21 protein-coding genes are annotated in these 22,460 nt (G+C 71.1%); 13 read left to right on the forward strand and 8 right to left on the reverse strand.

What is annotated here, in order from left to right; all coding sequences use genetic code 11:
• Window positions 1–30: 30 nt before the first annotated feature.
• From OHA25_RS09590 to OHA25_RS09615, 6 genes are all read left to right on the forward strand, one after another.
• A complete protein-coding gene (locus tag OHA25_RS09590; protein ID WP_327587218.1) occupies window positions 31–423 on the forward strand; it encodes a hypothetical protein in 393 nt (130 codons plus the stop codon).
• Window positions 420–1,880: a multicopper oxidase family protein gene (locus tag OHA25_RS09595; protein ID WP_327587219.1), complete on the forward strand. Its 1,461-nt coding sequence runs from the start codon at window positions 420–422 to the stop codon at window positions 1,878–1,880. The genes OHA25_RS09590 and OHA25_RS09595 overlap by 4 nt, the downstream gene beginning before the upstream one ends.
• A gap of 11 nt (window positions 1,881–1,891) precedes the next feature.
• Entirely contained in the window at window positions 1,892–2,263 is a 372-nt protein-coding gene (locus tag OHA25_RS09600; RefSeq protein ID WP_327587220.1) for a nuclear transport factor 2 family protein, read from the forward strand.
• 42 nt (window positions 2,264–2,305) lie between these two features.
• Window positions 2,306–4,618: a xanthine dehydrogenase family protein molybdopterin-binding subunit gene (locus OHA25_RS09605; RefSeq protein ID WP_327587221.1), complete on the forward strand. Its 2,313-nt coding sequence runs from the start codon at window positions 2,306–2,308 to the stop codon at window positions 4,616–4,618.
• A gap of 61 nt (window positions 4,619–4,679) precedes the next feature.
• Entirely contained in the window at window positions 4,680–4,874 is a 195-nt protein-coding gene (locus OHA25_RS09610; RefSeq protein WP_327587222.1) for a hypothetical protein, read from the forward strand.
• Between the two features lie 169 nt (window positions 4,875–5,043).
• Complete coding sequence (locus OHA25_RS09615) at window positions 5,044–5,511, forward strand: ATP-binding protein (protein WP_327587223.1); 468 nt, start codon at window positions 5,044–5,046, stop codon at window positions 5,509–5,511.
• A gap of 40 nt (window positions 5,512–5,551) precedes the next feature.
• On the opposite strand, the gene OHA25_RS09620 is transcribed toward OHA25_RS09615, so the two are convergent.
• Complete coding sequence (locus OHA25_RS09620) at window positions 5,552–6,934, reverse strand: DHA2 family efflux MFS transporter permease subunit (RefSeq protein ID WP_327587224.1); 1,383 nt, start codon at window positions 6,932–6,934, stop codon at window positions 5,552–5,554.
• 84 nt (window positions 6,935–7,018) lie between these two features.
• Between OHA25_RS09620 and OHA25_RS09625 the strand changes: the two genes are divergently transcribed.
• Window positions 7,019–8,002, forward strand: coding sequence for an Lrp/AsnC family transcriptional regulator (locus OHA25_RS09625; protein WP_327587225.1), 984 nt, complete (start codon window positions 7,019–7,021; stop codon window positions 8,000–8,002).
• Between the two features lie 7 nt (window positions 8,003–8,009).
• Window positions 8,010–10,208: a polysaccharide lyase 8 family protein gene (locus OHA25_RS09630; protein ID WP_327587226.1), complete on the forward strand. Its 2,199-nt coding sequence runs from the start codon at window positions 8,010–8,012 to the stop codon at window positions 10,206–10,208.
• Here OHA25_RS09630 and OHA25_RS09635 read toward each other — a convergent pair.
• From OHA25_RS09635 to OHA25_RS09645, 3 genes are read right to left on the reverse strand one after another with little or no spacing between them, the layout of a single operon-like run.
• Window positions 10,198–10,968, reverse strand: a complete 771-nt coding sequence (locus OHA25_RS09635; RefSeq protein WP_327587227.1) for an ATP-binding cassette domain-containing protein — start codon at window positions 10,966–10,968, stop codon at window positions 10,198–10,200. The genes OHA25_RS09630 and OHA25_RS09635 overlap by 11 nt on opposite strands.
• On the reverse strand, window positions 10,965–11,933 hold the full coding sequence (locus OHA25_RS09640) for an ABC transporter permease (protein WP_305917446.1): 969 nt from the start codon (window positions 11,931–11,933) through the stop codon (window positions 10,965–10,967). The genes OHA25_RS09635 and OHA25_RS09640 overlap by 4 nt, the downstream gene beginning before the upstream one ends.
• A complete protein-coding gene (locus OHA25_RS09645; RefSeq protein WP_327587228.1) occupies window positions 11,926–13,071 on the reverse strand; it encodes a sugar ABC transporter substrate-binding protein in 1,146 nt (381 codons plus the stop codon). The genes OHA25_RS09640 and OHA25_RS09645 overlap by 8 nt, the downstream gene beginning before the upstream one ends.
• 183 nt (window positions 13,072–13,254) lie before the next feature.
• Here OHA25_RS09645 and OHA25_RS09650 point away from each other — a divergent pair, with 183 nt between their 5' ends.
• The 3 genes from OHA25_RS09650 to OHA25_RS09660 are packed head-to-tail and all read left to right on the forward strand — an operon-like array spanning window position 13,255 to window position 16,575.
• A complete protein-coding gene (locus OHA25_RS09650) occupies window positions 13,255–13,800 on the forward strand; it encodes a PadR family transcriptional regulator (RefSeq protein ID WP_305917444.1) in 546 nt (181 codons plus the stop codon).
• Window positions 13,778–14,452: an ABC transporter ATP-binding protein gene (locus OHA25_RS09655; RefSeq protein ID WP_327587229.1), complete on the forward strand. Its 675-nt coding sequence runs from the start codon at window positions 13,778–13,780 to the stop codon at window positions 14,450–14,452. Before OHA25_RS09650 ends, OHA25_RS09655 begins: the two co-directional genes overlap by 23 nt.
• The gene (locus OHA25_RS09660) at window positions 14,449–16,575 is read left to right on the forward strand and encodes an FtsX-like permease family protein (protein WP_327587230.1); all 2,127 of its coding nucleotides are present in this window, start codon (window positions 14,449–14,451) and stop codon (window positions 16,573–16,575) included. The genes OHA25_RS09655 and OHA25_RS09660 overlap by 4 nt, the downstream gene beginning before the upstream one ends.
• A gap of 24 nt (window positions 16,576–16,599) precedes the next feature.
• Here the strand turns inward: OHA25_RS09660 and OHA25_RS09665 are convergent, their stop codons facing one another.
• Window positions 16,600–17,400, reverse strand: a complete 801-nt coding sequence (locus OHA25_RS09665) for a MerR family transcriptional regulator (protein ID WP_327587231.1) — start codon at window positions 17,398–17,400, stop codon at window positions 16,600–16,602.
• Between the two features lie 124 nt (window positions 17,401–17,524).
• On the opposite strand from OHA25_RS09665, the gene OHA25_RS09670 reads away from it, so the two are divergent.
• Entirely contained in the window at window positions 17,525–18,562 is a 1,038-nt protein-coding gene (locus OHA25_RS09670) for an endo-1,4-beta-xylanase (RefSeq protein WP_327587232.1), read from the forward strand.
• Window positions 18,563–18,669: 107 nt separating this feature from the next.
• Window positions 18,670–19,140, forward strand: coding sequence for a VOC family protein (locus tag OHA25_RS09675; RefSeq protein WP_305917439.1), 471 nt, complete (start codon window positions 18,670–18,672; stop codon window positions 19,138–19,140).
• A 24-nt stretch (window positions 19,141–19,164) separates the two neighbouring features.
• Here OHA25_RS09675 and eno read toward each other — a convergent pair whose 3' ends face one another.
• From eno to OHA25_RS09690, 3 genes are all read right to left on the reverse strand, one after another.
• A complete protein-coding gene (eno, locus tag OHA25_RS09680) occupies window positions 19,165–20,448 on the reverse strand; it encodes a phosphopyruvate hydratase (RefSeq protein ID WP_327587233.1) in 1,284 nt (427 codons plus the stop codon).
• Between the two features lie 205 nt (window positions 20,449–20,653).
• Window positions 20,654–21,790 carry an amidohydrolase family protein gene (locus OHA25_RS09685; RefSeq protein ID WP_327587234.1) on the reverse strand — a complete coding sequence of 379 codons (1,137 nt, stop codon included), beginning with the start codon at window positions 21,788–21,790 and terminating at the stop codon, window positions 20,654–20,656.
• A 44-nt stretch (window positions 21,791–21,834) separates the two neighbouring features.
• Window positions 21,835–22,356 carry a DUF6292 family protein gene (locus OHA25_RS09690; protein ID WP_327587235.1) on the reverse strand — a complete coding sequence of 174 codons (522 nt, stop codon included), beginning with the start codon at window positions 22,354–22,356 and terminating at the stop codon, window positions 21,835–21,837.
• Between the last annotated feature and the right edge of the window lie 104 nt (window positions 22,357–22,460).

The raw sequence follows: 22,460 nt of genomic DNA on the forward strand, positions 1-22,460 counted from the left end.
CACGATCCGAGCATCCACAGGAGAACGATCATGACCGTACACCAGCACGTCGCCGCCCCTTCCTGGACCATGCAGGCGCTGCGCGCCGCCGTGGTCCTGCACGTCGCCGCGCTGCTGTTCCAGGCGGTGACGGCCGGAATGTTGCTGTCGTCTCCCGGTGGCCGGGCCCTGCACATGACCTCCGGGATCGCCCTGGTCGTCATCGGCCTCCTGCACCTGGTCATGGCGATCCTGGTGTGGCGGCCGGGCGGCGGGCCCGCGAGGTTCATCGTCACGGCCGCATTGCTCCTGGTGTTCACGATCGTGGCGGCGATCCTGGGCGAGCTGGGGATCAAGACCCTCCACCTGCCGCTCGGTGTGCTGCTGTTCGGCGGCGGCGTCATGCAGCTCAGCAGGGTGCTCGCCAGGCCCGGTCCGGCATGAACCCGACCAGACGTGACGCGTTGCGCCTGCTCGGCCTCGGCGCGGTGGCGGTGGCCGCCGTGCCGGGCTGCTCACTGCTCGCCGGCACCCCGCAGTCGCAGCTGCTGGCCAGCGCGGCGCCGCTGCCCAAGCCGTACGCGGTGCCGCTGCCGGTCCCCGAGGTCGCCAAGCCTGTGCGCAGCGCCGGCGGGGCCGACTTCTACGAGCTGACCGAGCAGGCGGCCGACGTGGAGGTGCTGCCCGGCCTGCGTACCCAGATATGGGGATATGGCGGGAAGTTTCCTGGGCCGACCATCGAGGCACGCAGCGGTCGTAGGACCGTCGTGAAGCTGATCAACCAGCTCGGCGCGCCGACCGTCCTGCACCTGCACGGCGGCCACACGCCGCCCGAGTCCGACGGCTTCCCGACGGACCTGGTGGCGCCCGGGGGCGCGCGCGAGTACGTGTTCCCGCTGGAACAGCGGGCGGCCACGCTCTGGTACCACGATCACCGCATGGACTACACCGGGCCGCAGGTATGGCGCGGGCTGGCCGGCATGTTCCTGGTGCGCGACGACGAGGAGGAGGCACTGCCGCTGCCCGCCGGGGAACGCGATCTGCCGCTGCTGATCAGTGACCGGTCGTTCGCCGCCGACGGCACCCTGCTCTACCCGGCGCTGGGCGACCGGCCGGGGGTTCAGGAGGGGTACATGGGCGGCGTGCTCGGCGACGTGATCCTGGTCAACGGGGCGCCGTGGCCGGAGCTGCGCGTGGCCAGGGCTCGTTACCGGCTGCGGTTGTGCAACGGGTCCAATGCGCGGGCGTACGAGCTGGCCACCGGCGGCCCGATGATCCAGATCGGCAGCGACGGCGGCCTGCTCAGCGCCCCGCGTACGGTGCGGCAGCTCCGCCTGTCCCCGGGAGAGCGTGCGGACGTGGTCGTCGACTTCTCCGCCTACAAGCTCGGCCAGTACGTCGAGCTGCGGAACCTGGCGGGGGAGGGCGCGCAGGCGCGGGTGATGCGATTCGCGGTGGACCGCGACGAGGCCGACGACTCGGCCGTGCCGCAGCGGCTGTCCACCGTCGAGGCGCTCGACCCGGGCAAGGCCACGGTGACGCGCGACTTCGAGTTCAGCAGCGGCAGCATGCACGGCGGCACCGGCTGGCTGATCAACGGCCGGCCGTTCGACCCGAAGCGCATGGAGGCCAGGCCCAAGCTCGGCGACGTCGAGGTCTGGCGGCTGACCAGCGACGTGGCGCACCCGGTGCACCTGCACCTCGACCACTTCCAGGTGGTGTCGGTCAACGGCGAGCGGCCGGCCGGGCCGCCGGAGTGGAAGGACACCGTCGAGCTGCGTGACGCGCAGACCGTCGAGATCGTCACCAGGTTCACCGGTTATCGGGGGCGCTACGTGCTGCACTGCCACAACCTCGAGCACGAGGACATGGCGATGATGGCGAGTTTCGAAGTCGTATGAAAGGGATCGGCATGCCTATCGACCTGGCGGAGCGTTTCCACGCCTTCCTCACCGAGGTGCCTCATGAACTGGGCCTGGGGAACGAGGACGCCGCCGCCATCATCGACCGCTACTACGTGCCCGAGATCGAGTACTGGAACGACGGCATCTGCCTCGACCGCCGGCGCCTGATCGACCACGTGAAGCCGGCCCGCAAGAACGCGGTGGGCCTGCGGATCGAGGTGCACGAAAGCCTCGTGGGCGAGGACGTGGCCGCGGCGCGCTACACGATGGACGCGGTCATGCGCCAAGGCAAGACGATCACGATGGAGATCTACCTGTTCGCACGGTACGCCCCCGACGGGCGCATCCGCCGGGTCGACTCGATCACCCGCACCGTGTGATCCGTATGGACCGTCCAGCGGACGGCGCTCACAATCAGGGCCATGGGAGACGCATATGTCGGCGCCAGGACGCCGCGCAGGGAAGACGCCAGGCTGCTGACCGGCCGCGGCAGGTACGTCGGCAACATCAGCCTGCCGGACGCCGCGCACGCGTACGTCGTCCGCAGCCCCATCGCCCACGGCCGGCTGCTCAGCTGTGACACCAAGGCGGCAGCGGCGGCCGACGGCGTGCTCGACGTGATCGTCCCGGCCGACGCCGCCGGCATGCGTCTGCCCTGCGTCAGCGTGGCGCCCGGCCAGCCGATCACGGAGTACCCGGTGCTGGACGCGGCGATCAGGTACGTCGGCCAGCCGCTCGTCCTCGTCGTCGCCCGCACGCCCGAGGCCGCCAGAGACGCCGCCGACCTGGTCGAGCTGGAGCTCGATGAGCTGCCTGCCGTGGCAGACATGGAGCGGGCACTGGAGGGCGACGCCCCGCTGCTCTACCCCGACTGGGGTACGAACGTCCTCACCGACTTCACGCTCGGCGACGCCGACTGCGCGGCGGCCGTCGAGGCGGCCGAGCACGTGGTGGAGATGACGGTCCGGATGGGCCGGGTCTCGCCGCACCCGATGGAGCCGCGTGGTGTGGTGGCCTCCTACGCCGGCGACGAGCTGACCGTCCACACCTCCACCCAGTCGCCGCACCACGCCCGCGAGCAGCTGGCGGACGCGCTCGGGCTGACCCACGACCGGGTACGCGTGATCGGCGGCGACATCGGCGGCGGGTTCGGCGGCAAGGAGCACGTCTACCCCGACGAAGTGCTCATCTGCCTGGCCGCCATCCGCCTGGGCCGCCCCGTGTCCTGGATGGAGTCGCCCGGCGACCGCCTGCTGGCCACGCTCCCCGCGCGGGCCGCCGTGCACCGGGGGCGGCTGGCGCTCGATGGCGAAGGGCGGTTCGTGGCGCTGCAGGTGGATGTGCTCGGCGACATCGGCGCCCACCCGTCGAACGTGGGCGTCTCGACCGCCGCGGTGACGGCCACGTTGTTGCCGGGGCCGTACCGGTTCGACCGGGTCGCGGTGCGGGTGCGCGGCGTCGTCACCACCACCACGCCGACCGGCTCCTACCGGGGCTTCGGCCAGCCCGAGGGCACTCTGACCAGGGAGCGGCTGATCGACGAGGCGGCTCGCCGGCTGGGGATCGACCGGATCGAGCTGCGGCTGCGTAACATGATCGAGCCCGGCGAGCTGCCGTACATGACGCGCGTCCACGTGCCCTACGACTCAGGCGACTATCCCCGTGCTCTGCGGACGCTCCACCACCTGGCCATGCTGCCCGAGAAGGATGACGGGCGCAGGCGGGGGATCGGGTACTCCTGCCACGTGGAGACCACCGGCATGGGCCCGTCAATGGAGCTCAAGGCCACGGGTTTCCTGGCCGGCGGCTACGAGACGGCGGTCCTGCGCATGGAGCAGGACGGGTCCGTGGTCGTGACGTCCGGGGTGGTGCCGATCGGGCAGGGCATCGAGACGGCGCTGGCCCAGCTGGCCGCCGACCGGACGGGGGTGCCCATCGAACGCGTGCGGGTGGTCATGGGGGACACGGCTTCGACGCCGTACTCGGGGATCGGCTCGATCGCCAGCCGCGCGCTGACCGTCGGCGGCGCGGCGGTCACCCAGGCCGCCGACCTGCTGCGCGACAAGCTCGTGGCCATCGCCGCGCATCGGCTGGAGGCGGCGCCCGCGGACCTGGAGATCGCCGACGGAGCCGTACGCGTAAAGGGCGATCCGCAGGCGGCCGTGACGCTGCGCGACCTGGCCACGTCCGCGTGGCGCGGGTGGGACCTGCCGGAGGGGGTCACGCCGGGTCTGGAGGAACGGGCCAGCTACGACCCGGCCGCCTACACCTACGCGTACGGGGCGCACGCGGCGGCCGTGGCCGTCGACCCGGAGACCGGGGCGGTGGAGGTGGAGCGCTACTGGGTGGTCAACGACGCCGGCGTGCTGGTCAACCCGGCGGTGGTGGAGGGCCAGATCCACGGCGGCGTGGCCCAGGGCATCGGGGAGGCGCTGACCGAGGAGATCGTCTACACCGAGAACGGCCAGCCGATCGTCGACTACCTCCTGCCGACCACAAGGGAGATCCCGGACATCCAGGTGGTGATGCTGGAGACGCCCTCGCCGATCACGCCCGGCGGCATGAAGGGCGTCGGCGAGGCCGGCACGATCGGCCCGCCCGCCGCCATCGCCAACGCGGTCGCGGCCGCGCTCCCCGAGATCGCCGACAAGATCACCGACGTGCCGCTGACTCCGTCGGGGCTGTGGTCCCTGCTGGAGGTGTCGCAGGCCCAAAGCTGGGCACGGAACGCCTGAACAGCTGACCACGCTGGCGCGCCACCGCCCGCCCGAGCAGGCCAGGCTCAGAGCGCAGGCCGTGCTCGCCGCGGTGGCCGAGCAGGACCCGGAGCTGGTGGCCAGGTTGCACATTCCGGAGCAGGTGCGCGGCCTGTTCCGGCCACCGGCACGCGCGACGTCCGCGGACGCCGTGACCGCGCTGGACGTGGAGCTGGCGAACAGGGTGGACGAGGTCATCGAGGAGATGGGCGCGGGCATCGGCGGTCCTTCATGACGCCTCGGCTCGGGGCCGCTCAAAAAGAATGGCGATTTTCTTGCTGAAGATTCGACCCAAACGGCTTTCTCGTGCGTACAAGTTTCGACAGCCGCGTACGGCAACCGAGAGGCAGGCACTCTTGTTGAACCAGACGCGCATTCGCTGCCCCGCACCGGAAAGAGAAGCCATGACCACGCTGCGGTCCGCTCCCCAGAGCAGGATGCAGTACGTATGGCCGCTGCGCGAGGACGCCCGGACGGTCGGTCACGCACGAGCGATCATTCGTACGGAATTAGTGTCCCTTGCCCTTTCCGCTGATGTCATCGATGACGCTGTGCTCATGGTGAGTGAATTGGTGACAAATGCCTTCATGTACGGCGACGCCCCCTACGAACTGATGCTTCACGTGGACGCCAAAGAGATCATGTGCGTCGTCGTGGACAGCAGCCCGATCCTCCCCGCCCCGGCGCCTGACGACTTGAGCGCCGAGCACGGCCGCGGCCTGCGCATCATCGCCCGGCTCTCCGACGGTTTCTACGGCTGTCACCCCCAGCGTTACGCCACCCACCCGGACCTGGTCGGCAAGGCCACCTGGTTCGCCCTGCCCCGCGACGGCCTCCAGGCCAACGTGGTGCCGATCAGACCCGGGACGTGAACGGCCCCGCGCCCAGGCCGGGCGCGGTGGTCAAGCGGGGTCAGTGGTGATCAGGGCGGCGCGTGGCGCGGACGGCGGCCAGGACGAGGAGGCCGGCCACCAGGCCGATGATCGCGCTCGCCCGGTAGACGTCATTCAGCGCCACGTACGCCGCCGCGTCGGCCCGGTACAGCAGGCCGAGGGCGGCGATGCCGAGCGCGTACCCGAGCTGCCTGACTGTGTTCACGGCGCCGGCCGCCATGCCCGCGCGCGGCGGCGGGGCGAACGCCATGGCGGCGGAGCTGAGCGACGGCACGGCCAGGCCCACGCCGACCCCCGTCACCACCAGTCCAGGCGCCAGCGCGGTCCAGCCGGTGTCCGGACCCAGCGTGCCCTGCAGGAACGCGCCCGCCCCGATCAGCAGCAGCCCGCCGCCGACGGCGGCACGCGGCGACAGCCCCGGGAACAGTCGTGCGCCGCCGATCGAGACCACCAGGGACGTCACGGCCATCGGGGACAGCGCCACGCCCGCCGCCACGGGCCCGAGCCCGAGGTCCTGCTGCAACCAGAGTGAGGTGAAGGCCAGGCATGCGAACGCGGCCGGCATGAGCAGCCCAGCCCCGGCCAGGATCCCGCTGAACGAACGATCGGCGAACAACCGCAGGTCCAGCATGGGCCGGTCGCTACGCGTCTCGGTGACGAGGAACGCCACCAGCGCCACGACGGCCACGCCCAGCGGCGCCAGCGTCCGCACCGCCGTCCATCCGTGCTCCCCGGCCTCGATCAGCCCGTACGTGAGCGCGCCCACCGCCACCGTGAACGTCACCATCCCCGCCCAGTCGAGCCGCCCGCCGCCGGGCAGGCGCGACTCGCTCACGGCCCGCAGCGTGAGCCAGGCCGCGACCAGGCTGATGGGCAGGTTGACGAGGAAGATCGCCCGCCAGTGCAGGTGCTCGGTGAGCAGGCCGCCGAGCACGGGTGCGAGGGCGGCGGCGGCCCCGTTGACACCACCCCACACGCCGAAGGCGATGCCACGCTGCCTGCCGTGGTACGTGGAGCTGATGAGGGCGAGCGTGGTGGCCATCATGGCCGCCCCGCCCGCGCCCTGGACTACGCGGGCCGCCAGCAGCAGGCCGCCGCTGGGCGCGAGCCCGCACGCGAGCGAGGCCAGCGCGAACACGGCCAGCGCCACCAGGTAGACCTTGCGTCGTCCCGCGTGGTCGGCGAAGGACCCGGCGGCCAGCAGCAGTGCCGCCAGCGCGAGCGCATAGCCGTCCAGCAACCACTGCGCACCGGTGAACGACATGTGGAGGTCGGAGGCGATCGGGGGCAGGGCGACCATGACGATGGTCACGTCCACGAGCAGCATGAACGCGCCCAGGCAGGCGGCCGCCAACGGCTGCCAGCTCGTGGTCGTCTCCGAGGTCTGTGTTGTCTGCGTCATGACGACCACAGTCGGGCCTGGTGCGGATATTCATCGGGAAGATTGCTGGATGTGGTGCTTTTCCGTACCGGATAGCCTGTGCTGGTGGAAAACATCATGCTGGACGATGTCGACCGCGGGTTGATGCATGCCCTGCAGGTGGACGGGCGGGCGTCGTTCAGCCGCATCGGCGAGGTGCTCGGCGTGTCCGACCAGCGGGTGGCGCGCCGCTACCGGCGGCTGCGCTCCACCGGCATGTTGCGTGTCGTCGGCGTCGTGGACGGGCGGCGCCTCGGCTACGAGTCGTGGTCGATCAGGCTGCGCTGCACCCCCGACGCCGCCGTCTCGATCGCCCAGGCACTCGCACGGCGATCCGACACCTTCTGGGTGCACCTGCTGTCCGGCGGCACGGAGATCTCCTGCGGCGCGCTCCAGCGCACAGCGAGCGAGCGCGAGTCACTGCTGCTCAACAAGCTCGCCAGGACGAACCGGGTGTTGTCGGTGACCGCGCACCGGACCCTGCACATGTTCGTCGGCGGGCGGATCGGCTGGACCGCCCTGGCCGCGCTGACCTCCGGCCAGGTGGAGCACCTGGCCGCCGGGCGGGTCTACACCAGGCGGGGTGACGGCGAGCCGGTCGTGCTCGGCCCCGGGGACGAGGCGTTGTTCGAGGCGCTGTCGCAGGACGGCAGGGCGGGCCATGCCGACCTGGCGGCCGTGACCGGCTGGTCGGAGTCGACGGTCAGACGCCGCATGGAGCACCTGTGTGCGGCCGGCGCGTTGTTCTTCGACATGGACGTGCTGCCCACGCTGCTGGACTACCAGGTGGAGGCGCAGCTGTGGATGTCGGTGCCGCCGGCCGAGCTGGACGCGACCGGGCGGGCCCTCGCCAGGCATCCGGAGGTGGCGTACGCGGGCGCGACCACGGGCCCCAACAACCTGATGGCCAGCGTCGTGTGCCGCGACGACGCGGCGTTCTACCGCTACCTCACCGAGAGCCTGGGCGCGCTGCCCGCGATCAGGCACCTCGAGACCGCGCCGATCATCAGGACGATCAAGCGGGCCGGGGCCCTGCTGCCCACGCGATAATCGGGGCGTGCCCTCCAGGCGATCCATCCTGCGGCTCGGCGGCGTGGCCGCGGCCGGGATCATCGGAGCGCTGGCCCAGGCGGAGGCCGCGCACACGCCCGACGACTCGTTCGTGCGATTACGCCGCCGGTGGCGCGAGGGCAGCGCGGGCTCCGGCTACGACCCGGCCGCGGAGCCGTACCGGAGATGGCTGGCCGGGCTGGGCAGAGCGGCCGCCCGCCACCGCGACGCCATGGCCCCGTCCCGCACCTCGCTGTGGCCGGACCAGGCCTTCCCCTCGTTCATGGCGACGCCGCGGCGGCTGCGGACGATGGCGCACGCATACGTGCTGGAGGGCACCGGCCTGACCGGCGACCCGGCCCTGGCCGCGGCCGTCGCCGCAGGGATCGACCACTACAGGCGGCAGGTGTACGCGGCCGGCGCCGACCCCGTGGGCAACTGGTGGCACTGGCAGATCGGCGTGCCCAGGGCGCTGCTGGACGCCGCCGTGCTGGTCGGCCTCGACGAAGGGCGAAGCGTGGCCCTGCGGGACGCCGTGGACCACTTCGTCCCCGACAGCCGCCTCGCCCGCTACGGCGGCAACAGCACCGGCGCCAACCGCGTGGACCTGTGCCTGGTGATGCTGCTGCGGGCCATGCTCAGATCAGACCCGGGCAAGGCGGATCTGGCGGTGTCGGCGCTGTCGCCGGTGTTCCGGTACGTCAGCGAAGGCGATGGGTTCTACCGGGACGGGTCGTTCATCCAGCACACGTACGTCCCCTATCAGGGCGCCTACGGGGTGACGCTGCTGTCGGGGCTGGCCACGCTGTTCGCGGTGCTGCGCGGCTCGCCGTGGGAGGTCGCAGACCCGATCGTGTTCAACGCGGTTGAGCGGTCGTTCGCGCCGTTCGTGCATGACGGGGCCTGCATGGACCTGGTACGCGGGCGCAGCGTCGGCCGACGGCCCTTCGGCGACCACGAGAAGGGCCGCGAGATAGCCGCCGCGATCCTGCTGCTCGGCGAGGTGGCCCCGGTCGCCTACCGGGCCCGCTGGCACGCCATGGTCAAGGGATGGGCGGTGCGGAACACGTACCGGCCGATGCTGGAGCACCGCGAGCCCGCCTTCCACGCCCGCCTGGCGGCGATCATGGCGGACGACGCGGTTCCGGCCGCGCCCGAGCCGGTCGGGCACCGGCTGCTGCCGATGAGCGCCAGGGCCGTGCACCGCCGGCCAGGCTGGTGCGCGGCGCTCAGCATGGCCTCGCACCGGATCGGCCATTACGAGCACGGCAACGGCGAGAACCTGCGCGGCTGGCACACCGGCTCAGGAATGCTCTACTGGTGGGCGGACGGGCACGGCGACCAGTACTCCGACTCTTTCTGGCCCACCGTGGACCCCTACCGCCTGCCGGGCACGACCGTCTCCACGCGGCGGCTGCCGGATGGCGCGGGTGCGGGATGGGGAGACACGCGCACGCCCTGGCGGTGGGTGGGCGGGGCCACGGACGGCGAATACGCGTCCGTCGGCCAGCACCTCACCGGGCTGGAGAGCACGATGGAGGCGTTCAAGTCGTGGTTCTTCCTCGACGACGCCGTCGTCTGCCTGGGCGCGGGCATCACCTGCGCGGACGGGGCGCGGGTCGAGACGATCGTGGACAACCGGAGGACCGGCGCCCCGCTCGCCGTCGAGCCGGGCTGGGCCCACCTCGAGGGTCACGGCGGCTACTTGGTGCCGGGATCGCTGCGCACGCTGCGGGAGCGCCGGGGGACCCGCGACTACGTGACGCTCTGGCTGGACCACGGCGTGGATCCCCGCTCGGCCGGCTACGTCTACACGCTGCTGCCGGGCGCGAGCCGGGCGGAGACGCGCGCCAGGGCCGCCGACCCCGGCTGGTTGCGCGTGATGGCCAACTCCGCCCGGCTGCAGGCCGTCCACGTCCCGTCGTTGAGGCTCACGGCGGCGAACTTCTGGGACGCCGGAGCCGCCGGCGACCTGACCGCCTCCGGCCCGTGCGCGGTCCTGGCCCGCGAGCACGGCGACGGCACGGCCACGCTCACCGTGGCGGACCCCCGGTGCGACCTGGACGAACTGACCGTGACCTGGGACCGGCCGGTGGCCGAGCTGATCAGCGGCGACGCCCTCCTGTACGGCTCCACCTTGACCTTCCATAGGCTTGCCGAGCGGGAGGGCGCCCCGATCACGGTCACGGTGCGGCTCAGCCCTTAGGCCGCTCGCCGGGCCTTTCGCGTGATCTCCGGTATTCCTCCACCACCAGCTCGGTGAGCTCCTGCAGTGAGGTCTCCGCCGTGGGCTTGTCGAACGTGATCGTTCCGTGCTGCAGCAGGTTGACCCGGTCGCACACCTCCAGGATCTGCGCGTAGTTGTGCGCGATGATCACGATGGACACCTCGCCCCGCGCCTTCAGGTCGCTGACCAGGTCGAGGATCAGCGCGCCCTCCTTGGCCCCCATCGCGGCCAGCGGCTCGTCAAGCAGCAGGATCCGCGAGCGCGAGTAGACCGAGCGGGCCACGGCGATGGCCTGGCGCTGGCCGCCGGACAACTTGGCGACCTCGACGTCGACCGACGGGATGCGTACCCCCATCGTTTCGAGGTGCTCGGCGGCCAGCTTGCGCATGCGCCGGTTGCTCAGCAGCCGGGCGAACCCGACGTGCTCGCGGCCGAGGAACATGTTGTGGTAGACGCTGAGCTCGTTGATCAGCGCAAGGTCCTGGTAGACGATGTCGATGCCCAGGGAGCGGGCCTGCTGCACCGACTTGAGCGTCACCTCCGCGCCGTCGAGCAGGATGCGGCCCGAGTCCGGCTGGTGGAACCCGCACAGGAGCTTGACCAGCGTGGACTTGCCCGCGCCATTGTCGCCGATGAGCCCGAGCACCTCGCCCCTGGCCAGGGTCAGGCTGACGTCCCGCAGGGCCGTGACCGCGCCGAACCGCTTGGAGAGCGATTCGGCGCGCAGGACTTCGGTCATGTCCGTCCCGCCCTTCGCAGCCGGGTCAGCGTGACGTTCGCGATCATGGAGAGCAGGATCGCGGCGCCCAGGATGAGGAAGTACGGGTTGGCGGAGATGCCGATGAGGTTCATCCCGTTCTGCAGCACCGCCAGCACGAGCGCGCCGAGCGCGCCGCCCACGATCGTCCCCGAGCCGCCCGCCAGCGCCGTGCCGCCGATCACCGCCGCCGACACGGCGGTGAACATGAGCCCGGTGCCGCCGCCGATGTTGGGGTCGATCGTGTGGATCCGGAACGCCTCGATCAGACCGGCGAACGCCCCCAGACTTCCGCCGATCATGAAATTTCCCATCTTGACCCTGCCGGTGCGCACCCCTGCCTCCATGGCTCCGAGCGGATTGCCCCCGGCGGCGATCGTGTGCAACCCCCACCGGGTACGCGTCAGCACCACATGCAGAAAGGCCACGATCCCCAGAGCCCACCAGAGATGCGCCCACGGTGCGGCCCCGAGCCACGAGCCGATCGTCCCGTCGACCGGCTCGGGGATCTCGGCGGGATAGGCGTGCGACGTGGTGAGCACGATCCCGGTCACCGCGTAGAACGTGCCCAGCGTGGTCACGAACGACGGCACCCGCAGCACCACGGTGACGAACCCGTTCACGAACCCGATGGCCGTCCCCGTCAGCAGCGCCAGCAGGATCGCCGGGATCGCCGGGAAGCCCCAGAAGTCGATCGCGTAGTGCATCATGAACGGCGCCAGCGCCGCCACCACCCCGACCGACAGGTCGATCTCTCCGCTGACCAGCAGCAACACGGTCCCGCACGCCACGATGGCGGCCGGCGCGGCGGCCTGGGTGATGTTGACCAGGTTGTCCGGAGTCAGGAACACGTCCGTGGCCGACACGAAGTACAGCCCCAGAGCGATCGCGACCACCAGGACGCCGGCCTCCCGGTGCTTCAGGAACGCCTCCCGCAGGCTACGCATGGGGAATGGGGCCGGTGCGGGACACGAGCTTCTGCGCCGTGTCGGAGCCCTCGAAGCGGGTCTTGGTCGTCTGGTACGGCCCCACGTTGTCCTTCGTCACGAACAGCAGCCCCGTGTTCGTCTCGGAGGGGAACAACAGCCCGCCCGACAGCTTGTAGAGGTAGAGGTAGAGCACCGGCAGGAAGCCCTGCAGGTACGGCTGCTGGTCGATCGTGTAGTCCAGGTCGCCGCTCTTGATCGCGGCCAGTGTCTCGGGCACCAGGTCGAAGCCGCCGGCCACCTTGAGCCCTTTCGAGCGCATGTTGTACTTCTTGACCACCTGCCCGATCGACTGCGTGGAGCCGGCGTCCACGGCCAGCATGCCTGCCAGGTTCTGGTGCCCCTGGGCGTAGGCGTCGATGATGGACAGTCCCCTGGTGACGTCGGCGTTCGTCCCGACCGACTGAAAGGTGATGGACTTGCCCGAGTCCTTGATCGCCTGCGCGGCGCCGTCGATCCTGGGCTGGATGTTCAGCGCGCCCGGTGTGGCGATGAAGCCCACGACCTCACCGGAGTCGACCTGCTGGAGCGCCCGCTGGCCGAGGGCGTACCCGGACTCGTAGAGCCCCTGCCCGATGTACGCCAGCCGCGCCGTCCCCTTGTCGTCGCGGGCGCCGTCGGCGTTGTACGACACCACCGGGATGCCCGCGTCGAGCGCCCGGTTGACCGGCTCGCGGAAGGCCGCCTTGTCCACCACGGCGACCGCTAACCCATCCGCCTTGGCGGAGATCGCGGCGTTGCACGCGTTGACCATCTCGGCCACGATCGAGTCCTTCGAGCCCGTCCACTGGAACTCGGTGCCGAGCAGCGCGCACGCGTCCTGGGCGCCGTACTGGGTGGGGGTGAAGAACGGGTTCGTCGTGACGTGGCAGACCAGCACGAACTTCCACTTGGGCGTGGCGGGGAAGTCTCCTGGGGCGGCCGCGCCGCCGCCGGTCGTGGCCGGCCGGCTCTGGTCGGACGTGCAGGCCGTCAGCAGCGCGGCGGCCGCGGCCGAGGCGCTGGCGAGCCCGGCGCCGGTGAGCAGCCGCCGCCTCGCGATCGGGGTGAGGTGAAGGGTGTCGACCGCTTCCTCGACCTTGGGGTGGATCTTCTTCATGTGCTCGACCTCGTATTCCCTACGAATCGGTCCAGCCGCAGGGGCCGGACCCGTATGGGTGCCCCCGATGGCCCCGCTGGGGCTTCCTTTTCCGCCAGTGAACTCCTTGCGGGCGCCCGTGTCAGCAACCAGTTCTCTGACAGGTCTACTCATCGGGTATACCTCGTGTGTATAGTCGGCGGCATGACGGTGTCGTACACGCTGCTGGGCCTCCTGGAGGAGGCCGATCGTCACGGTTATGACCTGAAGCAGGCTTATGACCGCCGCTTCGGCGCGGCCAAGCCGATCCGGTTCGGGCAGGTCTACCGCACCCTGGCCCAACTCGTCCGCGACGGGCTGGTCGAGATCGCCGGCGTGGAGCCGGGCGCCGGGCCGGAGCGCAAGCGGTACGCCATCACCCCGGAGGGAGTGACCGACTTGGACCGCTGGCTCGCCGAACCGGAGGATCCTCAGCCCCAGCTCCAGGCGGTGCTGTTCACGAAGGTGACGCTGGCGCTGATGTCGGGCCGGCCCGCCGAGGAGTTCCTGGACGCGCAGCGCACGCGGCACCTTGCCGTGATGCGCACGCTGACCGCCGCGCGGCGCGAGGCGGAGTCGGCGCAGGATGCCCTGCTGGCCGACTACCAGCTCTTCCACGTCGAGGCGGATCTGCGCTGGATCGAGCACGCGGCGGGCCGGCTGCCCACCCTGGCGGAGGAGGTCCGCGATGACGGTCCTAAGCGGTCGTGACCTGCACAAGACCTTCGGCCGCACGCCGGCGCTGCGTGGCGCCGCGCTGACCCTGGCCGACGGCGAGGTGCTGGCCGTCATGGGGCCCAGCGGGTCGGGCAAGTCCACGCTGCTGCACTGCCTGGCCGGCGTGCTGCGGCCGGACGCGGGCGAGGTGCTCTTCCGCGACGTGCGGATCGACCGGCTGCGCGACCGCGAGCGCGCGAGGTTGCGCCGCACGAGCTTTGGGTTCGTGTTCCAGTTCGGGCAGCTGGTCCCCGAGCTGCCTGTGGCGGAGAACATCGCGCTGCCGCTGCTGCTGGAGGGCCGCCCGCGGACGGCCGCGCTCGCCGAGGCGTCGGAGTGGGTGTCCCGGCTGGGCCTGGACGGCGTGTGGGACCACCTGCCCGGCGAGCTGTCCGGCGGGCAGGCGCAGCGGGCGGCGGTCGCGCGGGCGTTGATCGCCCGCCCGAAGGTGGTGTTCGCCGACGAGCCGACCGGCGCGCTCGACTCCGTCGCCGCCGACCAGGTGATGGAGCTCCTCGTCGACACGGTCCGCGCGGAGGACGCCTCCATGGTGGTGGTGACCCACGAGCCGCGGGTGGCCGCCTTCGCCGACCGTACGGCGATCGTCCGTGACGGGCTCGTCGTCCAGCCGGTGGGTGCCCGATGAACGCCGTGCTGATCGGGATGAGACTGGCCGTCGCCGGCGGCCGTACGGGATGGGCCCGGCTGGCGCTGACCGCGCTCGGCGTCGGCGTCGGCGTCGCGTTGTTGCTGCTCTGCCTCACCGGGCAGTCCGCGCTGCAGGGGCGGGCGGAACGAGCGGCATGGCGGGACACGTCGCCGTCCACCCCGGCCACCGCGCCGGACCCGATGTTGTGGCTGGCCGTCAGCGACCACTTCGCGGGTGAGCCGCTGCACCGGGTGCACGTCGCGGCACTCGGTGCGCGCCCGCCGGTTCCTCCCGGACTCGACCGGCTCCCGTCGGCCGGCGAGGTCGTCGTCTCGCCCGGGTTGCGGACGCTGATCGCGACAACCCCGCGTGACCAGCTCGGCGACCGGTTCCCCGGCCGGATCGTTGCGACGATCGGCCCGGCGGCCCTGGAATACCCGGACCAGCTCGTCGCCGTTGTCGGCTACGCCCCGGAGCGGTTGGGCGAGCTCACCGGCGCGCAGCGGGTGTTCGGGATCCAGACGGGCCTGTCCGGCGACTACGCCTTCACCCTGGCGGCGCGGCTGCTGATCGGGATCGTGGCGGTCCTGCTGCTCGTGCCCGTCGCCGTCTACATCGTCATGGTCACGAGGATCGCCGCCGTGCGCCGTGAGCAACGCTTCGCCGCGATGCGGCTGGCCGGCGCCACCAGGACGCAGCTCGCGGTCACGGCCGCCACCGAGACCGGGGTCGGCGCGGTCGCCGGGGCGATGCTCGGCTTCCTCGGCTACACGGCGCTCCGGCCCGTGGTGGCGGGGCACCTGACCCATGGCGGGGCCCGCTTCTTCGACTCCGACCTCACGGTGGCGCCTGCCTGGCTGATCGTGGTGCTGGCAGGCGTGCCGCTGCTGGCGGTGGGCGCCGCGATGACGTCGATTCTCGGGATTCGGATCACGCCGCTGGGCATCGGCGGCCGTGCCTCCCGTAGGCGGCCGCCCACCGCCTGGCGGATCGTGCTGCTGGGCGCCGGAATCGCCGGCATGCTCGCCATCGTGGCCGGTGTGCCGTGGCTGGTGGAAGTCCCTCCGCCGGAGGGGCCTTACATGGTCTTCCTGCTCTGCCTGCTCGTGGGCGGGGTGTTCGCCGGGCCTTACATCTGCCTGGTCGCCGCCCGGGCCATGGCCCGTCTCGGCCGCCGTGCCACCACGCTGATGGCGGCCCGGCGCATCGCCGCGAACCCCCGCACGTTCAGGGGCGTCAGCGGGGTGGTGCTGGCCGTCTTCGCTGCCACGTTCATGGCGTGCATGCTCAGCGCCGCGGGCAGCGCGCCGGGGGCCGCGTTCTACGGTGGCCTGCGGCCCGGCGTGGTCGAGATCTACGTCGGCAACCAGCCGGTCACCAGGCTCGCGCCGCTGATGGGCGCGCGGACGGTGGCGATCCGGGTGCATCCGGATGACTGGAGTTCGGTCGTGTCCTGTGCCGAGCTGACCCGGATCGTGGTCGCCTCCTGTCCGCTCCCGGAGTCCGTGCGGGTCCGCGGCATGGGACGGGACGCCACCATCGGCGTGATGTCCGGGGCCATCCACGAGTCCGTCCCGGGCGCGGCGGGTCTCCCGATCCGTGCCCTCTATGTGCTGACTGACGGCACCCTCGCGGCGGAGGAGCGCGTCCGTACGCAGGCCGCGCTCCTCCTGCCCCGCGCGATACTCAACACCCAGCGCGACACCGTGCTGCAGGAGTCGCGGTTGTGGGCCGAGTTGACCACGCTCGCCCGGCTGACGACCTGGTTCGTGGTCCTCCTTGCCGGGTGCAGCCTGACGGTCGGGGTGGTGGCCGGGCTGATCGAGCGGCGGCGCCCGTTCGCGTTGTTGCGGGCCTCGGGCGTGCGGCTCGGCGAGTTGCGCAGGATCCTGCTGCTGGAGTCGGTCGTGCCGCTGGTGCTGGCCGTGGCGCTCGGCGCCGGTCTGGGCGCGGCGGCGTCGTACGCGATGGCCGTCGCCCAGGGGGACCGGTGGTTCCCGCCCGGCCTGGACTTCGCCGGCGGCCTGGCCGCCGGGGTGCTGGCCGCGCTGGCCGTCACCGCGGCGGCGCTCCCGCTGATGAACGTCACGACCAGGTACGACGCCGTCCGCTACGAATAGAGGCCGAGCTCGCGCATGACGAAGTCACTCTCCTGACCTGAAGGTCTTGGCGCGCTGGAGGTAGTCGATGACCGCCGGCAGGTCACCGGCCTCCAGCCAGTCGATCTGCATGGCGACGCCCTCGCTGATCGCGGCGCTGTTGTCACTCCACAGAGCCATGCCCGCCGCGCTGAGCCGCTCGTCGACCTGCTGGTCGCCGCTCTGCAGCCCGCTCGCCAAGGACTCCCACCGGACGCTCAGCTCTTGCACCGCCGGATCGCCGACGGGCCTGCCGGCCCGCAGGTGGCCGAGGGTCTCCCTGAGCAGCTCCAGCCACTCGGCCCTGAGATCCTTCATGCGGTCCTCGCCGAGATCGGCCCGTCGCCGCGCCAGGTGGTCGCGGAGCTCGCGGTTGACGTACGCCTCGTACACCGAGATCGTCTCCAGCGTGGCCATGAACTGCTCGGCCTCGGGCATCACCGACTCGTCCAGCACCTGGATCAGGCCGCCGATCTGGTCCTTCAGCTGCACCAGCCGGGCGGCCTGCAGCTCGATCTCGGCGAGCTGCGCGCCGAGCAGGCCGCGCAGCGCCGTCAGGTCGTCCGACGGCTCCTTGAGCACGTCGGCGATCTCGTCCAGGGACAGGCCGAGCCCGCGCAGCGCCCGCACGCGGTAGAGCCGCCGCAGGTCCGCCTCGGTGTAGCGGCGGTGGCCCGCCGCCGTCCGCTCACCGGCTCCGACCAGGCCGATCTCCTCGTAGTGGTAAAGCGTCCTGATCGTGACCCCGGTGGCCTTGGCCAGCTCCCCGATGGTCCACCGGCGCTCGTCGTCGTCGCGTCTACTCACGCCTCCGACCGTAGGACCTCCCGTCACGGGAGGTTCAAGCCCTTGACGACGGGCTCTGGAGCGCCTAAGTTCCCGGCCACGGCGAAACATATCGTTACGCCCCCGAAACTTTCGGAGGTCTTCGGTGAAGTCCCTGATCATCGCCCTGGCGCTCGTCGCCGCCGTTCCACTCCCCGCCCACGCCGAGCACCGTACGCCGCGTGACCTGCGTGAGCTCGCGTACCAGAACGGCATCAGAATCGGCAGCGCCGTCGACATCGCCGCCTTGCGCAGTGAAGACGACTACCGCAAGGTGTTGAATCGCGAGTTCTCCCACGTCACCGCGGAGAACGCGATGAAGTGGGAGTCGGTCGAGCCGGAACGGGGCGTCTTCACCTGGGGCGACGCCGATGCCCTGGTCGACAACGCCCGCCGCAACAACCAGAAGGTCCGCGGCCACACGCTGGTCTGGCACAACCAGCTGCCGGCCTGGCTGACCACCGGTGTCGAGAACGGCACCATCGACGCCGCCGAGCTCAGGGACATCCTGCGCGACCACGTCACCACCCAGGTACGCCGCTACAAGGGCAAGATCAGGGCCTGGGACGTGGTCAACGAGGTGGTCAACGACGACGGCACGATGCGGCAGAGCATCTGGCTCACCCACCTCGGCCCCGGCTTCATCGCCGACGTCTTCCGCTGGGCCCACCGCGCGGACCCGCACGCCAAGCTCTACATCAACGACTACAACCTGGAATGGAACGCCCCCAAGATCGAGACCACGCTGTCGATCGTCAAGGACCTCCAGGCGCAGGGCGTGCCGATCCACGGCGTCGGCTTCCAGGGCCACCTCGGCATCCAGTATGACTACCCTGGCGATTGGGCGAACGTCATGAAGCGCTTCGCCGACCTGGGCCTGGAGATCGCGGTCACCGAGATGGACGTGCGCATGGTGCTGCCGGTGACGCCCGAGAAGCTGGCCACCCAGGCCGACTACTACCGCCGGGCGCTGACCGACTGCCTCAGCGTCAAGGTCTGCCGCGAGTTCACCGTCTGGGGCTTCACCGACCGGCACTCGTGGGTGCCCGGCTGGTTCGACGGCGAGGGTGCGGCCTGCCTGCTCGACGAGAACCTGGCGCCCAAGCCCGCCTACCACGCCCTGCTGACGGTGAAGAAGGCTTAGCTCGCGCCTACGCCGTAAAAAATCCCCGCGGCCGTGTCGAACCGGCGGGGACACGTTCGACGCGATTGATAAGAGAGCAGATTCACGGCAGTGGAAGGGATCGCGTCATGCAGAAGATCACCACGTACCTCTGGTTCGACAACCAGGCCGAGGAGGCCGCGCAGTTCTACACCTCGCTCTTCGCCGACTCCCGCATCCTCGAGGTCCAGCGTTACCCCGAGGGCGCGCCGGGCCCGGCGGGAAAGGCGATGATCGTCACGTTCGAGCTGGCCGGCCAGCGGTTCATCGCGCTGAACGGCGGCCCGCAGTTCACGTTCAACGAGTCCGTCTCGCTGTACGTCGACTGCGAGTCGCAGGACGAGGTCGACGAGCTGTGGGCCAAGCTCACCGACGGCGGCGAGGAGTCGCAGTGCGGCTGGCTGAAGGACAGGTGGGGCCTGTCCTGGCAGATCATCCCGCGCCGCCTCAGCGAGCTGCTGAGCGACCCGGATCCGGCCAGGGCGCAGCGTGCCATGCAGGCCATGCTGGGCATGCAGAAGATCGACGTCCAGGCCCTGGAGAAGGCCGCCGCGGGCTGATCTGCGCGGGTGGCCGATGAGCTCTCATCGGCCACCCGGTTCGGCCAGCCCGTACGGCAGATCCGGCCGCTGGGCGGCGATGTGCATGAGCCTGTTGTACTTGATCACCCGTTCGCCGCGCGCCGGCGCGCCCGACTTGAACTGACCGCACCCGCTGGCCACCGCCAGCTCGGCGATGAAGTCGTCCACGGTCTCGCCGGCGCGGTGCGAGACCATCCGCGCGTACTCGTGCTTGCGGCACACCTCCATGGCCTGCAACGTCTCGGTGACGGTGCCGACCTGGTCGACCTTGATGAGCGCGGCGTTGGCGATCCCCGCGGCGATGCCCTGCTCGATGACGGCGGGGCTCGTGACGAACACGTCGTCGCCGACCAGTTGCAGCCGCTCGCCGAGCCGGTCGGTCAGCTGCCTCCAGCCCTCGGTGTCGTCCTCGGCCAGGCCGTCCTCGATGCTCCAGATCGGGTAGTCGGCTGCCAGCTGCGCGTAGAGCTCGATCAGCTCGAGACTGGACAGGCGTTCGCCCGCCACCTGGTACGCGCCGTCTTCGCGGCGGAACCGCGAGGCGGCCGGGTCCAGGGCGATGGCCACCTGATCGCGGGCGGGCTTGTAGCCGGCGCCGTCGATGGCCTCCACCAGTGCGGCCAGCACCTCACGCGGATGCCTGAAGTCAGGCGCGAAACCGCCGTCGTCACCCTGCCCGGTCGGCTGCCCCGCCGCGGCCAGGTTCTCGTGCAGGACGGCGTAGATCTCCGCCCCGGCCCGTACGGCCTCGGCCATGGAAGGCGCGCCGATCGGGGCGATCATGAATTCCTGGAAGTCGAGCTGATTAGAGGCATGCAGGCCGCCGCTGACCAGGTTGAAGTGCGGCACCGGCAGCCGCGGCCGCACCGTGGACGGGGTGAGGAACTCCCACAGCTGCTGCCCTTGGGAGGCGGCCACGGCCCGCGCGGTGGCCATCGACACGCCCACGGTGGCATTGCCGCCGAGCCTGCTCTTGGCGTCGGTGCCGTCCAGCTCGATCAGGGCCTGGTCGACGTCGGCCAGCGAATGCCACGGCCGGCCTTTGAGGCGGTGGAAGATCGAGCCGGTGACGCGGGCCGCCGCCCGGGTCACGCCCGAGCCGCCGTACCGGCTCATGTCGCCGTCGCGGAGCTGGACCGCCTCCTGGGAACCGACGGAAGCGCCGGAGGGCACACCGGCCCAGCCGGTCGCGCCGCCCGCCAGGGTCAGCGTGACCGACAGAGTGGGGTGGCCGCGCGAGTCCAGGATCTGCGTGGCGCGCAGGTCGATGATGTGGAAGGCGCACAAGGCTCCTCCTGAGGGGTGCGGTCTCGGTCGCTTTCGACGGTGTCATGGTCGTTCCCGCACACAAAGGGCAAATCAACTTCACTTGCCGGCAGATTTGTCGGTAGGGCGGCCTACTGCCCGGATACCTCCGATCGCGCGTTGTTGGGCGGGCCTGACGGCGGTGGCGTGCGGACGACCGCCCCTGCGACGGGTGGGCACACGCGGCTCACTCGGCGGCGCGGGTGACGAGACGCCCCATCCGATAGACCGCCTGCGGACGCCGCAGCGCGGTGATGTCGGCCAGCGGGTCGCCCGCCACGGCCAGCAGGTCGGCGTCGAACCCGGGTGCGATCATGCCCTTGCGCTCGTCCACCCGGCAGGCGCGCGCCGCGACCGACGTGATCGACCGCAGCACGTCGATGGCGGCGTACCCCTGCTCGACCAGCATCTCCGCCCCGTACGGCACCAACCCGTGCGGTTTGGGCGGCCCGATCCCGGCGTCCGTCCCGATGACGAAGTCCACCCCGGCGGCGTAGAAGGCACGCAGCGCCTCCGCCATGCCCGCCATCCGCTGCTGGATGCGCGGTGGTGGCGGCGTAGGGCTCGGCACTATCCCAGCTGTGAGGGACACGACGATGTCCGCGGCGGCCAGCCGGGCGATCAGCCCGTAATCCACCTCGAAGGAGTCCTCGGTGAAGAACCCGCAGTGCTCGATCGAGTCGAACCCGGCCTCCAGCGCCTGCGCGACCCCCTCCGCGCAGTGCGCGTGCCCGGTGATCGGCAGGCCGTGCGCGTGCGCCTCGTCGGCCGCCGCCTTCAGCTCGGCGGGGCCGTACTGCAGCAGATGCGAGTGGGTGCCGGCGGTCATCTCGCCGCCCGTCACCATCATCTTGATGACGTGTACGCCGTGCGCCGCCCGCTCCCGCACGGCCTCGCGCACCCCTTGTTCGCCGGCCGCCTCGCCGCCCAGGAACCAGCAGTGCCCCTTGGGCGTGGTGATCGGCGGCCCGGCTGAAAGGATCTCCGGCCCGTCGAGACCCAGCCCGAGTCCCAACGCCAGATAGTCGCGGTCGCCCAGGTCACGCACCGTGGTCACCCCGGCCGCCAGGTGCTGCCGCGCCGCCGCCCGCATCCGGTCGGCGAGACCCGGCTGCTCCAGCGTCCCCAGGACATCGAGGCCGGCGTCGAAGGCCAGGTGGACGTGGCAGTCGATCAGCCCGGGCAGCAGCGTGGCGTCACCCAGGTCGATCGTGGCGGGCGCGTCGCCGGTGACGTCGGCGACGCGCCCGTTCTCTACGAGCACGACGCGGTCATGGTGCATATCCCGGCCGTCGAAGAGCCGGCGAGCGCGTAAGGCGAGCATGCCGACAACGTCGCACGGCCTCGCCGGAAATCCCTGAGTATGCCCTACTCAATTTCCTGGGCGGGGGACTGGGATACCTCAGGCCAGGCCGCCGGCAGGTGAGTCGGGTCGTCCGGCGGGAGGTGGGCCCGCAGGCGATCGTCGAAGCCGTCGCGCACGTCGCGATAGGAACGATAGGACGGTGGATACGGCCAGCCCCAGCGTCGCTCGGACTCCCGTGTCTGCCACCACCGCCGCGGCCGCCGCAGCTCCTCGACGACGGCCAGAACCGTGTCGCCCACCTCGGCGGGGTCGGGCAGCACGTCGCCGCAGATGTAGCGCTGCTGCCTGAGAAGGGTCGGGCAGTGCACGTCGCCCTGCGCGAACATCCCGAACCGCCAGCCGCTCTCCTCATCCCATGCCAGAGCGAGAACGGAGTCCTCGGCGAGGCCGGGCTCCTCGAGCACGATCGTGGCGGAGCGCGGGAGGAACTCCGTGATCCAGTGCGCGTTCGGCTGGATCTCCCGGCGAACCAGGGCCAGGTAGACGTCGTGCAGGTAGCCGACGTGCAGTTCCTGCCAATCCACGTGCCAAGTGCCGCGAGAGGTCACCACATCCGAGCCCATCGGCCGGCTATTGCCCCGAAGGAGGCCCGCTCCTGACGATGACCGGTCCGAGGGCTTCTCCGCCA

The organism is Nonomuraea sp. NBC_00507, from assembly GCF_036013525.1.
Lineage (GTDB): Bacteria > Actinomycetota > Actinomycetes > Streptosporangiales > Streptosporangiaceae > Nonomuraea.

Excerpts from the sequence above, each read along its gene's own strand:
- OHA25_RS09640 (WP_305917446.1), bottom strand. The coding sequence starts at position 11,933 with ATGCGTAGCCTGCGGGAGGCGTTCCTGAAGCACCGGGAGGCCGGCGTC.
- OHA25_RS09595 (WP_327587219.1), top strand. The coding sequence starts at position 420 with ATGAACCCGACCAGACGTGACGCGTTGCGCCTGCTCGGCCTCGGCGCG.
- OHA25_RS09635 (WP_327587227.1), bottom strand. The coding sequence starts at position 10,968 with ATGACCGAAGTCCTGCGCGCCGAATCGCTCTCCAAGCGGTTCGGCGCG.
- OHA25_RS09660 (WP_327587230.1), top strand. The coding sequence starts at position 14,449 with ATGAACGCCGTGCTGATCGGGATGAGACTGGCCGTCGCCGGCGGCCGT.
- OHA25_RS09685 (WP_327587234.1), bottom strand. The coding sequence starts at position 21,790 with ATGCTCGCCTTACGCGCTCGCCGGCTCTTCGACGGCCGGGATATGCAC.
- OHA25_RS09645 (WP_327587228.1), bottom strand. The coding sequence starts at position 13,071 with ATGAAGAAGATCCACCCCAAGGTCGAGGAAGCGGTCGACACCCTTCAC.
- OHA25_RS09590 (WP_327587218.1), top strand. The coding sequence starts at position 31 with ATGACCGTACACCAGCACGTCGCCGCCCCTTCCTGGACCATGCAGGCG.
- OHA25_RS09615 (WP_327587223.1), top strand. The coding sequence starts at position 5,044 with ATGACCACGCTGCGGTCCGCTCCCCAGAGCAGGATGCAGTACGTATGG.
- OHA25_RS09675 (WP_305917439.1), top strand. The coding sequence starts at position 18,670 with ATGCAGAAGATCACCACGTACCTCTGGTTCGACAACCAGGCCGAGGAG.
- OHA25_RS09620 (WP_327587224.1), bottom strand. The coding sequence starts at position 6,934 with ATGACGCAGACAACACAGACCTCGGAGACGACCACGAGCTGGCAGCCG.
- OHA25_RS09605 (WP_327587221.1), top strand. The coding sequence starts at position 2,306 with ATGGGAGACGCATATGTCGGCGCCAGGACGCCGCGCAGGGAAGACGCC.
- OHA25_RS09600 (WP_327587220.1), top strand. The coding sequence starts at position 1,892 with ATGCCTATCGACCTGGCGGAGCGTTTCCACGCCTTCCTCACCGAGGTG.
- OHA25_RS09650 (WP_305917444.1), top strand. The coding sequence starts at position 13,255 with ATGACGGTGTCGTACACGCTGCTGGGCCTCCTGGAGGAGGCCGATCGT.
- OHA25_RS09655 (WP_327587229.1), top strand. The coding sequence starts at position 13,778 with ATGACGGTCCTAAGCGGTCGTGACCTGCACAAGACCTTCGGCCGCACG.